Source organism: Clostridium nigeriense (assembly GCF_050585245.1).
Taxonomy (GTDB): Bacteria; Bacillota; Clostridia; order Clostridiales; family Clostridiaceae; genus Clostridium; species Clostridium nigeriense_A.
The window spans coordinates 556,611-571,039 of sequence record NZ_JBNOOF010000001.1; the positions used below are offsets into that span (position 1 = coordinate 556,611).

The following is a 14,429-nucleotide window of genomic DNA, read 5'->3' on the forward strand; positions in this document are numbered from 1 at the left end:
TTTTAATTTATCATTAAATCAAACATTGCTTTCACTATATAGTCCTATTTTGCAATTAGCTTAACACCTCATTCTTTTAAATATTTCCTTATAAAATTATACCACTTTTATGTAAATTATTGAATATTATACCAATAATATAGTAAATTTAATATATTGTTATTTTTTTCTAATCATTGCTTATTTATAATAAAATTAATTATTTTTTTTTTATTAATTCCTCATTTTTATTATGCTTTTTTTATATGATTCATTTTACAATATTTGCTTTTCAACCCAATTTAATGTAGTATTAATATAACATGAAGGAGGATGATGCATATGTGGGACTTTAAATCAAGTTCTAATATCGTTCTTAAGTGTAATTAGCTTAACTTTATTGAGCTTAATAAACAAAAATTAAAAAGCTATTTAAGGAGGTACTTATAAATGTCAAACTTAGCCTTTAAGGTACTAAATAGAAATGTTAAAGAGAATCAAAACAGACTTAGAAAATCTGGACAAGTTCCTGGAATAATATATGGTGAATTTCTTGAAAAAACTATACCAGTAAAGATGTCTAGTGAAGAACTTGGAACAATGCTTAGGAAAAACAATAGCGGTTCAATAATAGAAATTTCGCTTGATGAAAGAAAAATAAACTGTGTTGTTAAAGAAGTACAAAAAAATGAAAGACATGAAATTATTCATGTAGATTTTCAATATATAAAACCTAACGAAGTAATTAAGATAAGAATTCCTGTTAAATTTATTGGGCAAGATATTTTAGAATCTAAGAGACTTACTTTAGAAACTCATAGTTTATATATAGATTTACAAGGAGACGTAGAAAAAATACCAGAATTCATTGAATTAGATGCATCTAATATGCAATTAGATGATAAAGTATTTATTGAAGATATTGTTATTCCAAAGGATATAGCAATTTTAAGTGACCCTAAAACTCTTTTAGCTGTGGTAAGCAGTCAGTATTTTAATTAAATATAATTTTAAAAGGGTGATTCTTATTACGAATCACCCTTTAATAATTATGAAAGCGGATTTACTATATACTGCACTATATAGTTTTGGCAAAATATACTTTAATTTAAAGAAGATATGAATTTATACACTAGCTAGAAGCTATCTTGAATAGAATTCTACTATTAGATTTTCATTTATTTGTATAGGTATTTCGGTTCTTTGTGGATACCTTTTATATACAGCCTTAAACTCTTCTAAGTTAGACTCAATGTAAGGTAATGTGTTAGTATGGTTGCTTATGTTTACAAGATAGTTAGGCGATTTTCTAGCCTTTTCAGTTAAGGAAATCTCTGTTCCAGGTTCAACCTTATAAGATGGTATATCGATTTTATTACCATTTACTAATATGTGTCCATGATTTACCATTTGTCTTGCAGCCCTTATAGAGTTTGCAAAACCCATTCTATATACTAGGTTATCTAATCTTGATTCTAATCTGATTAGTAAAGCTTCTCCTGTTGTTCCTTCCTTTACTTTAAATGCATCTTCAACATACTTTCTAAATTGCTTTTCTAAAACACCATAATAAGCTCTTAATCTTTGTTTTTCTAATAGTCTTACTCCATATTCTGATAATTTTTTATCTGCTCTGCTTGTTCCCTTTGTAGCTCTGTCCATAGCTTTAGGGTGCCCTGAGACATTTAATCCAAGCCTTCTGCATTCTTTAAATCTTGGGCCTCTTTTTCTAGCCATTGCTTTCCTCCTCTTTTAAATTAAACTATGTTCAAATAATATCATATATATTTATTAATTGAAAATGATTATCAGTATTATTTATTATTATTTAACTTAAATAACTCTCTTATTCTTCTTTTTTCTAATTAATTGATAGTATTTCTCATTCATATGTAAAATAAAAAAGTGCAATTATATAATTTTACTTATTCCGTCGCTACGCTCCAAGTCATCGCAAAATTAATAGTTTCACTTCAAAGCTGAAGGAAGGAAATTATAAAAAAGTTTGAACTATTGTCCAAACTTTTTACGTTTATAATTTTTCACCATTACTATTTATAACTTCCTTATACCAATAAAAACTTTTTTTCTTTCTTCTTTCTAATGTTCCATTTCCTTGGTTATCTTTGTCTACATAAATAAATCCATAACGCTTTTTCATTTCTCCTGTTGAAGCAGAAACTATATCTATACATCCCCATGGTGTATAACCTATTAAATCTACTCCATCAATTATTGCTTCCTTCATGGCTTTTATATGTTCTCTTAAATATTCTATTCTATAATCATCATTTATAGAGCCATCTTCTTCTATTACATCATTAGCTCCAAGACCATTTTCTACTATAAAAAGAGGCTTTTGATATCTATCATATAGTGAATTACATGTTATTCTAAGACCTAATGGATCTATTTGCCATCCCCACTCTGAAACTTTTAAATGAGGATTTCTAACAGTTTTAAATACATTACCCGCTGTTTGTCCTTTTAATATCTCTGGATCAGTGCTTGCGCATCTACTTGAATAATAACTAAATCCTATAAAATCAACAGTATTATTTTTTAGTATTTCTTCATCATTTTCTCCAAATTCTATTTCAATTCCATTTTCCCTTAAAAATCTCTTTGCATATCCAGGATATTCTCCTCTTGATTGTACATCTATAAAGAATAAATTTTCTCTATCCTTATTCTTTGCCATTAGTATATCTTCTGGATTACATGAATATGGATAAAATTCTCCTGCTGCAAGCATACATCCTACCATAGACCCTGGAATAATTTCATGAGCCATTTTTGTAGCTAATGCACTTGCTATAAGCTCATGGTGAGCTGATTGATACTTTATTTGAAGTTCATTATCTCCTTCTTCAAATCTAACTCCTGCTCCCATAAAAGGTAGATGTAATATCATATTTATTTCATTAAAGGTCATCCAATATTTAACTTTATCTTTATATCTAGTAAATATTGCTTTACAATAATTCAAATAAAAATCTATAAATTTTCTATTTTTCCATCCTCCAAACTTTTCTATTATGCCTATTGGAGTATCAAAATGACAAATAGTTACTATTGGTTCTATTCCATACTTTAACATTTCATCAAACATAGAATCATAGAATTTTAATCCTTCTTCATTTGGAGTTTCTTCATCTCCATTTGGGAAAATTCTTGACCATGCTATAGAAACTCTTAAGCATTTAAAGCCCATCTCTGAAAATAAAGCTATATCTTCTTTATATCTATGATAAAAATCTATAGCTTCATGAGATGGATAATATTCATTTTCTAAAGGTCTTAAAACATCTATTTTCCCTTCCATAACATTTCTACGATTTACACCTGCTGGACATAAGTCTACTGTTGTTAGACCCTTTCCACCTTCTTTATATCCGCCTTCACATTGATTTGCTGCTAATGCTCCTCCCCAAAGAAAGTTCTTTGGGAATTTATTGAATTCTTTATTCATATGTTTACCTCCAAATATACTTAATTTCTATAAAAAAATTAAAAAAGTATATTAAATATTGAATATATATTATGTCGTAAAACAACATAATTAAAATATTTTAATTTGAAAACTATACAGCTATTTTTTCATCAATTCTTCATTTTACATTATTAATTTTTAATTAAAGGGCTAGTTTAATAGCCCTTTAAAGTTTTAGATTATACTTATAATAGTATCTCCTGAGTTAACTTCTTTTTTATCACTTGCTATTACTTCTAAATAATCCATAGTATTTGTTACTATAATAGGTGTTACTAATTCATAACCTTCTTTTTTTATAGCTTCCATATCAAATTCTACTAAAGTATCTCCAATTTTCACTGTATCTCCATCTTTAACATGTGCTGTAAAATATTTTCCTTCTAATTGAACAGTATCCATTCCTATATGAATTAATATTTCTGCTCCATCATCAGATTTTAATCCTATAGCATGCTTAGTTTTAAAAAGCATTTGAACTTTACCATTTATAGGTGAAAGAACTTTACCTTCTTTTGGATTTATTGCAACTCCTTTTCCCATCATTTCTGATGCAAAAGTTTCATCATTAACTTTATTTAAAGGTACTATTTCACCTTTTATTGGACTAGCTATAGTAATTTTATTAACTAAAGGTTTTTTAGAAGCTTCTTCTTTGACAACAACTTCTTCCTTAGCACTTTTTTCTTCTTCAGGGTCTTTATACAATACTAAACAAGCTATAAATGAAACTACAACACTTATTGCTGCTCCTATACATGCATACACAAAATTCATCATTGATTCTCCACCAATATAACTTGGTAAAGTTAAAAATCCTGGTGATCCACCTGAGTAATTACATACACGGAATATTCCTAAAAATAATCCACCAACAGCTCCACCTATCATTGCTGCATATAAAGGTGTTTTAAATCTTAAATTTACTCCATATAAAGCTGGTTCTGTAATTCCACAAACTCCTGTAATACCTGCAGATGATGCTAATTGTTTAATTTCTGAATTTTTAGTTTTAAATGCTACTGCTAAAGCCGCTCCCCCTTGAGCTACATTGGATGCTAACGTACCTGGATATATTATTGTATCATATCCCATAGTCATACGATTGTTTATTCCTATTGGAATAAGTCCATAGTGAGTTCCTGTCATAACAAATAATGGTAATAATCCCCCTATTAAAGTAGGTACTAACCAACTAGCATATGATTCTAATGTCTTTATTGCTAATCCTACTTTATCACTTACAATATATCCTATTGGTCCAATTGCTACTAATAAAACTATTCCTGTTACTAATGCTGTAATTAAAGGTTTTGTAAAGAACTTTATAGCCTTTGGCGATATCTTATCTGCTATTGGTTCTACATATGACATAAACCAAACACCAAGAATTATTGGTAATACACTTGAACTATATGAAGCTAATAATATAGGTAATCCAAATACTTCTATAGATGTCCCTGCTTCTTTAGCAGTATTCACCATTGATACAAATGTTGGATGTAACAACATTCCTCCAAGCATCATTGCTAAATATTGATTGCACTTAAACTTCTTAGCTGCTGAGCTTGCTAATAAAATAGGTAAGAAGTAAAATGCAGCATCTGCCATAAAGTTTATAACTTGATAAGTTTGAGAATCAGCTGTTAATAACTTAAATGCACTTAATAATGCAAGTACGGCTTTCATCATACCTGCTGCTGTTATAGCTGGTAATATAGGTGTAAATATACCAGTTATAGTATCTATTACTTTAGCGACAGTTTTTCTATCATCTACTTCTTCTGTACTACTTTCTTTTCCTTCTAAGTTGCTTATCTTCGTTACTTCTTTATAAACATTATTTACATCATTTCCTATAATAACTTGGTATTGTCCACCTTTATCTACAACACCCATAACACCATTTAAAGCTTTTATAGCCTCTGTGTTAGCTTTTGTATTGTCCTTTAAATTAAATCTTAATCTTGTTGCACAATGTGTTAAATTTGATACGTTTTTTTCTCCGCCTACTTTTTCTAAAATTGATTTAGCTAAATTTTCATAATTCATAGCTTAATTCCTCACTTTCAAAATTTATTATTAGTAAATTTGAAGAATTAAGGTTTTGCCTGATGGTCTCAGTCACAATCCTATGAAACTTCTTGTTATAAATTTAAATACCTATTATCGCCTCCAAACTTATATTATTATCAGTATTTTTTTATATAAAAAAACCTAAATTAACATAATACTCAACCTTTATAAATACATAATAATACGCAAATATAGTATGTACATTTATTAGTGAAATATTTTTGTCAACTTAGGTTTTGCCTGATCGAATCAGTTACAATCCAAAAGCTTGTATTTATTTATTGATTTTCTTTTACAACTCTTGCAGTATGTACTATTAAATATAATTTTTCTTCCTTAGTTAATTCATTATTGAACTTTTGCTTTATAAATCCTTCTATTCTCTTTGTACATTCATAAGAGTTAGGATATTTAGTTTTTATAATTTCATATAATTCATTATCATTATCTTCATAATAATTTCCATTAACTAATCTTTGAGCAAAAAACTTTAAATGTGTAATAAATCTATAATAATTTATTGATTCTTCATCAAATTCTATATTAAAATGATATTTTACCATCTTTAACATTTCATTTATTAAGTTTATTATATCTACAATTTCAGGCATATCTTGACTTAACTCACCATTTAAAATATGCATAGCTATAGTTGCTGCCTCATCTTCTGAAAGTTCTATACCTGTTTTATTTTTTATTATTTCTAATGCTTTAACTCCTATAAAAAACTCTTTTTGATGAAGTCTTTTTATATCCCATAGAAGAACATTTTTTATTTCTAAATTACTTTTATATCTTGACAATGCAAAACTTATATGATCAGTAAGTGTTAAATATATATTTTCATTTAATTTTATTTCCAATATATCTTCTGCATGTTTTATTATTTCCTCTGCCATCTCTAAGTTTTCTGCAGGAATATCATTTATTAACTCTACTAATTTATTATTTATATTTTTATTTTTTAATACAAATATCTTATCGACCTTTTCCTCATCTATAGCATCACCTTTCTTCTTTTGAAAGGCTATCCCTCTCCCCATAACCACTGCTTCTTCATTATTTTCATTAATAATTGTAATGACATTGTTATTTAACACTTTATTTATAAGCATATCTCTAACTCCTTTTTTATAATTTTTTATTAGAAATATAAAATGTATTATTTAACTAGAATTATATAAAAAACCTAAACCAATATCAAATAGTTATAGTAAACCTACTAAAACTAATTTGGTATCAATTTAGGTTTTGCCTGCTTTCCAGTAACAATCCATAAATGGATCCTCATTAAGATATCATTATTTTAATATACAATGTAAACATTGTCAACATCTATGCATAAAAAAATCAAATTATTAAATTATATTAAACAAATAATCTATTTATTATTTATTTAAGTTTAATGCATTTTTATCTGAAATTCCCTTCTTTAAAGCCATTAAAAATATCTCTTCACTTTGTGCTCCACTAATCATAAATTTATCATCAATAATAAATGTAGGTACAGAAGTAATAGAATAATTTCTAGCTAAATTTTCATCTTCTCTCACTTCTTTTTTATATTTATCACTATTTAGTACTTTAATTGCTTCATCTTTATTTAATCCAATACTCTTTGCAATATCTCCTAAAGTATTAAAATCACTTATATTCTTAGAATCTGTAAAATAAGCTTTAAATAAAGCTTCTGCCATTTCATTATTCTTATCAAAATCTTTAGCGAAATGTATCAAGCGATGAGCATCAAAAGAATTAGTTAGAATTAATGTATCAAAGTTATACTTTAATCCTAAAGAAGCTGCTTGCCTTACTATTCCATCATTATTTAATTTTGCTTCTTCAACACTCATTCCATACTTTTCAGCTATAGCTTCATGAATACTATTATTATTTACCTTAGGAGCATCTGGATTTAATTCAAAACTCCTATATATTACCTCCACATCATCCTTATCTGAAAAGTTTTTTAAAGCATTTTCAAATCTACGTTTTCCTATATAACAAAATGGGCAAAAAATATCTGACCAAATCTCTACTTTCATTTTTCTATCTCCTTATTTCTTTAAATAATTTTCTAATTTACTAATAAAAACTTCCATATAACCATAATAATCAATGTCATTAAGCATATACATATCATTAAAATAACTAAGGCAACATTCTGAGTCTTTTCAACCTTGTTCACTAATTTATAATTTATATATTTTTTATTTTTCTTCATCTCTTGTTTAATATAAAAACTGTACTCATCTTCAGTAAAATTATATGAATATTCCATGCAAATACATCCTTTAACTAAAATTTAAATATACATATATTATATACTCATCAGGAAATTTATTCAAAACAATACATAAGATTGAATTAATGGTAAATAAGCTACCTTAAGGCACCCCTAGCTATTTTCTATTTTACATTTATTATTATATACTTACTATCAATTGTCAGTATTTTCTACATTAAATATTTTTATAACTTATTTATCCTTTATAATTATAAAAAAATAGAGGAGCTATCTAGAAAGTTATTTTTAAATAACTTTCTAGCTGCTCCTTATTTATCTTATATCCTATTTAACATTATTATTTATTCTTTTTTTATTAAATAGAAAGAATGTTCCTACAACTACTAATAATATAGCAGATAATGCTCCTGCCATAGGATCACTTCCTCCTGTTTGTGGTAAATTATTAGTTCCTGAACTATTATTACCTGATTCTTCTTTATTAGCATTATTTCCTGGTTGTTCTATATCAGTTGATGGCTCTTTAGTCTTTTCTTTTAGGTTATTAATAGATTCTTCTAAATTAGCTAAAGCCTTATCAACATCCTCTTGTATAGCATCTTTATTACCTAATACTTCCTTTGCTTCATTTAAAGCATTATTAAATACCTTCCAAGAATCTTCTGTATAATTTTCTTCTTTTTTATTTTTATTTGCATTATACACTTCTTGTAACTTATCTTTATTTACTTCTTCTGTTGGTGGCTCTTGCTTTTCTTCTAATTCATCAATTGCTTTTGTTAAATTAGCTAAAGCATTATCAATTTGTTCTTGTTTTGCATCTTCATTTTTAAGAATTGCATCAGCTACTTTTAATGCATTTTGGAATGTATTCCAACTACCGCTTGTGTAACCTTCATCCTTCTTATCTTTATTTGCGTTATATAAAGCTTCAAGCTCTAATTTATCAACCTTTGGAGTTGCTTTCTTAAGGTTGTCTTTTGCATACTTAAGGGCTCCAATAAGCTCATTTATCTTAGTTTCATTTATATCAGAATTGTCTTTAACTGCTGCTTCTAAAGCTGCTTTAGCTTTTGCAAATGGGTTCCAACTTTCTTCTGTATATTCATCAGCTTTAAGATCTTCTTCTTGGATACTAGTTAAAAGGTTTTCTCCTTCTGTTACATCTGCACGTTTTTCAAGTGCAATTAATGAATCCTCTAATAACTTTGTTGCTTCATTAACTTGATCTTGTGTAACAGTATTACTATTCATAAATTCTATAGCACGATCATATGCTGCCTTCATAACATCATAAGATGTATTTGTATAAGCATTCTTATCTACTTTATCAGCATTCTCAATAGCTTTCTTAAGTGAATCTTTATTTACTTCTGTTACAACAGGAGCTTTTACAAGTTTACTTTTTGCACTTTCAAGAGCTGCTTTTGCAGCATCTACATCTGCCTGTGAACTATTGCTATTATCTTTAACAATAGCAACTGCTTCATCAAGTTTAGCCTTATATGAATCCCATGATTCCTTAGCATAATCTGATTCCTTTAATGATTCATAAGACTTTATTAAATCTGCTAATACTTTTGTATTACCACGATCAATAAGTTTATCGCTTGATTTAGCTGCATTTAATTCTTCAATTATTCTTGTAATACTGTCTGTAGTTCCATTAATCAATAAAGCTTCTGCTTCTTCTATTTTAGCAATTAAGTCTTGAGAACTACTTGTTGTCTTTATATCAACAACATCTTTTGCTTCTTGAATAGCTGCTTTAAGATTACTTGTATTAACTAAAATATCTTCTGCATTTTGAAGTTTAGTAATCATACTATCAATATCTTCTTGTGTCTTAATATTTGATAATAAATCATATCCTTCTTTCATTAATTTATTGAACTCTATTACGCTATTTTTTGTAGCGTTAGTAGTGTCTAACTCATTTAATACAGTAAGTCTTTCAATTAATGAACTGATATCAATATCTACTTCTTGATCTTTATCTTGTTTACCAATAACCTCTAATTCTACTATATGATTTGTATTACCTTTATTACTTCCATGCATATAAACACGTACATACCTTGCTTTTGTTACTTCATTCAATGTAACTGTTTTTCCATCTTCAGTTTCTGTATAAGTAGAATCTGTTCCTGCGCCTAATCCATGTACGTTTTCAGCATCTGAATTATAAACTATTACAGGATTAGAAAAATCCTCTGTTTCAGATAATGCTATAACAGTACCCTTGTATATTCTTGCATCACTCCAGTAACGATATAAGTTTATAGACTCAACATCACTTACTTTACCAAGATCAACCTGAATATAAGAAGAACCTGTATTATCATCACTTCCAAAATCCGCATAGTCATTTACTGACTTATTGTCATTAACTACATTTGCTAATGGTTTATCTTTATTTACTGTTACATCATCATTAGTTTCTGTCCATTTACCAGTAATATTTTTATTTAGTGCAAGATTAGTTGATACTTCTTTCTCTCCAAAAATCTTTATATCAGCAACAGTCATGAACTTATTAACATTTTCAGCTTGCCAGTGATAAGACTCTGTACCACTAATACGGATATTTGTAGCTTCAACTGGATCAAAAGTTATTTCTGTAGTTCCTCCATTGCCCTTTTCTGTCAATGATTCATCATTAAATGTTTTTCCTGATTTAACTTCACTCCATGTTTTACCACCATCATTACTTATTTCTAAAACATAAGTACGTAAGTTACCAGTACACTTCCAAATGTTTGCTGCTGAATCATAAAAACGTTTTGTGTAATCTACCCTATCAATCACATATGAACCATTAAGATCAATTTCTAGGTATGGATTACCCTTAGCAATACCATTATCTACTTTAGCACTTGTCCAGAAAGTTGTAGGATCATTATCAAAAATCTTATCCTTATTTCCTTCACTAGTATTTGGTACACTTACTGTCATTCCAGTAGTATCTAGAGGTTTCCGCTCATTACTTGGGTTAGCAAGCTCTTTTACTACATCATAGCCGTAAGCAGTATCATATACAGTAACCCCAACTTTTCCTGTAAAGCCTGTACTTCCAATTGTAGTGACTCCAGAATTCACTTCAAAATATCTGTTTTCTTTATTATATGCAGAACCAACAAGTTCTCCATCAACATATAATTTTAGAATACCGTTATTTTCTTTTACGCCAGTTATTACATGTTCAACATTATCATTAACAACATCTTCAGATACTGCTGTTGCACCATTTAATGTGAAGTATGCTTTTCCAGCTTCATTAACCCCTAAATCATAGCCATTTTCTTGTGAAACAGCACTTCCCTTTCCTTCTGTTGTCACTGTTGCAGAAACAGTAAATCCATTGTTTGAATTAATAGATTTTTCTGCATCTGATATTTGCTTACTTCCATTTACCTTTATAGCATTACTCTCAATTACTTTGTTATCTTTATGATAAGTTGTAATAATTGTTTTATTTTCTAATGCATTACCTGCTAAATCTTTAATATCTTTAGCATTAATCTTTAAAGTATTACCATCTTTAAGTGCTTCTGTTAGCTTAATAGTATATGTTATTCCATCTGCACTCTTATTAATAGAAGCTATTTTCGCTCCTTCTACTTCAAATAATTTACCATTTACTTTCTCATCGAATTTCACAGTAATTGTCTTATCTCCATCTGTATAAGCTCTTGTATACTTAGGAGCTGTTGTATCTCCCTCCTTAGATACACGAAGAATACGTACTTCATCAGGTTGTAATGTAATTGTATATGTTTTTCCATATTCAAGAGTTCCAGTTGCATCTGTTCCTTCTGTAAGATTATAAGAATGTTCTAAATGATAATTTAATACACCTGCATTTTCAGCTACTCCCATAGTACGATCAAATGTAAATGTAATTTCTTTAGCTGTTGTAGCAGGGTTTCTTAATGAAATTATACCATCTGTTCCATCAAACCCAGAGAATCCATATGCAGAGTTTTCTCCTGATCCATTTCCACTAAGTTTAGTACCAGTATTCGGATTTCCTCCAAACATCTTTGAATTTTTAAGCATATGATAATTTTTCTCAGCCCATTGAAGGAATTCTCCTGTAACTTCATATTTACCTTCTGTCATAATACTATCAGAGTAATAAAGTTCCCAGAATGCAGTTCCACGTGTAGCAAGCATATATAAGTAATTCTTAAATTGCTCATCTGTTGCAGTAGTAAGATTCATTCCAGTTCCTTCTTTACCATATACAGGATCATGATTATAAATATTAGCTAATGGAAATTGGAATTCATGGTTCTTTATGAAATCATAATAAGCTGCATCACGGTATGTTATTTGACGATCCATCTTACTACTACTACTTCCTGCATCTGCTTGGTCAGCAGTACATTGAAGCCACACACTATTTGCCCATTGTAAATACCACGGACTTGGATTTACATAGCAGGTTAGAGAAATCCATAACTTATTTATATCTTGTCCATTTTCACGAACTAATTCAAACATATCAATCCATGCTTCCCACATATCTGTTACATGGTACATATGTTGATATCCACCAGTCATATGACGGTTAGCATATCCAGGCACTCCATCTGCAGCTGGAAAAGCATTATATTGTGCACGGTCTACAAAGCCATCCCATTTCCAATAATTAACACCATATTCATTTTGCCAATCTACTGCCATATCTCCAAAATTTTTTACATACTCACGATCAGCAACATCAATTGAACCTCCGGCTTTACTTCCTTTTCCACTCTTTGTAAGTATATCAGCTAATGACCCATAGAAATTATATCCTCCACGTGGCCCAACCCATACCCCAAAGTTACTTCCAAATTTATTAACAAGCTCACTTGAAGGTGTAAGTCCATCAGGGAACTTTGTATTAAACTCCCAGAAACCTGTTGTATTCAATGAAGTACCGGAACGTACTGCATCCACAACAGAAGTATTATTATAGTTATTCCATCCATCATCTACTACATAAGAATCAATAGGACGAACTTCTACATTGTTAAGTTCTCTATCAACTTCAATAAATGAATCAAGAATATTTTCATCATTAATTGTCATCATATTATCAAACCATGAGTTGTACTGAATACGGAACTCAGATGGTGTAGCAATAGATGATATATACTCAAAGAAATCAGCTTGAATAACTTCATTTTCTGTGCTTCTTGCTGCACCAGCAACTGTTTGCCATGTAACATATTTTGCACTGCCATCCTCTGTTTTAGCAAGTTGATTATCTAATCCTAATCTTTCAAAAGACTTTCCTGAATAATATCTTATATATCCAGTTTTATCTACAATTTCTGTGTCTGTTAAAGGAAACTCAGAGCCAAAGAACATCCCTTGAATATATATTGGTTGTCCAAGATTTGCTTTAAACTGATCCATTTCAACAATACCACCAGCATCTGTTGGTATTGTCCATGTAGCATCGTTTTCATTTACATTCATAGATTCTAAATCAATATAATCGATTACCGCATCTGCTTTTTGAGAATCCGGAACACTGATTTCTAAATATTTACGCATAAAGTGATCGCCTTCATACATAACAATATTTTCAGAAATAGTATAATCAACACCCTTGAATGTATAAGGTTTAAAATTAAATGTTACTTTTTTACCTATTTTTTCAACATTATTTATTGTTGCATTAGTATCTGAAATAACAGGCTCTCCATCTAATTCTAAATTACTTGATGCAAACTCTCTATCATTTACTGCAATTGGTGCTTTTTCTTCATGTAAATTAAATTCAGCACCCCCTGCAAAACTTTGTCCATTATTTGAAGATATAGCCACAAATTTTAATTGATTTGCACTTACTTCTTCATTTAAGTTAACATAAATAGGATTTATTCCATCATACTTAAAGTTACCTTCTGCTACTTTTGTCCATTCACTAGAATCTGCAGTAAGCTTACTATCACTTGTTGCAGCCCAAAGTTCATAACCCTTAATATTTCCATTAGTACCTTCACCTTGTTGTCGTGGTGTGTAAGAGAATGATTGGAATTTTTTAACTCCATTTAATGTGAATAATACATTATAAGGATATTGTCTACTTCCCTGTCCTCCACCATAGTTTGTATGCCATATTGATGATACATCTCCATCAATAAGATTAGATGCAGGTCCATCACTAGAGCCAGATGCATTTTGATAACTCTCTGCTGTTGCAGTCCATCCCTCTCTAGAAATAGCTGGCAACACAATAGGATTTGATTCTGTTTTTGTTACCCTAATTTTAAATTCTTCACTGCCTTCTGCTGGAATAAAGTCAGTAGCTCCATTACTTGTTCTCTTATTTGTAATTTTCTCTGTTTTTAACTTATCCTCAGTTGTTGAAAAGGTACGTCCTATGTAGTCATTCTCAATTGTTAATTTACCATTTTCATAAGTTGCACGAACTTCCCCTCCCAAAACATCTGCTTTTACCGTCTTATATGGAGTCGAAATTAATGTTAGAGCCATCATTCCTGCCAATGTTGTAGCTCCAACTCTTTTAAGTTTATTAAACATAACTTTCTCCTTTCACTTTAATATTACTTTTTAGTTTAAATAATTACACACCCTTTCATTTTTAAAATAATCATGCATAAATTTTATAAC

The 14,429-nt window shown here is 29.2% G+C and carries 8 protein-coding genes; 1 reads left to right on the forward strand and 7 read right to left on the reverse strand.

What is annotated here, in order from left to right:
- Positions 1–429 precede the first annotated feature (429 nt).
- Complete coding sequence (locus tag ACQPUY_RS02745; RefSeq protein WP_430839385.1) at positions 430–981, forward strand: 50S ribosomal protein L25; 552 nt, start codon at positions 430–432, stop codon at positions 979–981.
- Between the two features lie 141 nt (positions 982–1,122).
- Here ACQPUY_RS02745 and rpsD read toward each other — a convergent pair whose 3' ends face one another.
- The 7 genes from rpsD to ACQPUY_RS02780 form a co-directional block, all read right to left on the reverse strand.
- Positions 1,123–1,716, reverse strand: coding sequence for a 30S ribosomal protein S4 (gene rpsD / locus ACQPUY_RS02750; protein ID WP_430839386.1), 594 nt, complete (start codon positions 1,714–1,716; stop codon positions 1,123–1,125).
- 295 nt (positions 1,717–2,011) lie between these two features.
- The gene (ascB, locus tag ACQPUY_RS02755) at positions 2,012–3,451 is read right to left on the reverse strand and encodes a 6-phospho-beta-glucosidase (protein WP_430839387.1); all 1,440 of its coding nucleotides are present in this window, start codon (positions 3,449–3,451) and stop codon (positions 2,012–2,014) included.
- Between the two features lie 195 nt (positions 3,452–3,646).
- A complete protein-coding gene (locus ACQPUY_RS02760) occupies positions 3,647–5,524 on the reverse strand; it encodes a beta-glucoside-specific PTS transporter subunit IIABC (RefSeq protein ID WP_430839388.1) in 1,878 nt (625 codons plus the stop codon).
- A 302-nt stretch (positions 5,525–5,826) separates the two neighbouring features.
- Positions 5,827–6,663 (reverse strand): BglG family transcription antiterminator LicT, encoded by an 837-nt coding sequence (gene licT / locus ACQPUY_RS02765; protein WP_430839389.1) that lies wholly within the window; start codon positions 6,661–6,663, stop codon positions 5,827–5,829.
- Positions 6,664–6,936: 273 nt separating this feature from the next.
- Positions 6,937–7,593 (reverse strand): DsbA family oxidoreductase, encoded by a 657-nt coding sequence (locus ACQPUY_RS02770; protein ID WP_430839390.1) that lies wholly within the window; start codon positions 7,591–7,593, stop codon positions 6,937–6,939.
- Between the two features lie 32 nt (positions 7,594–7,625).
- Complete coding sequence (locus tag ACQPUY_RS02775) at positions 7,626–7,829, reverse strand: hypothetical protein (RefSeq protein ID WP_430839391.1); 204 nt, start codon at positions 7,827–7,829, stop codon at positions 7,626–7,628.
- A 291-nt stretch (positions 7,830–8,120) separates the two neighbouring features.
- A complete protein-coding gene (locus tag ACQPUY_RS02780; protein ID WP_430839392.1) occupies positions 8,121–14,339 on the reverse strand; it encodes a discoidin domain-containing protein in 6,219 nt (2,072 codons plus the stop codon).
- Positions 14,340–14,429: the final 90 nt, after the last annotated feature.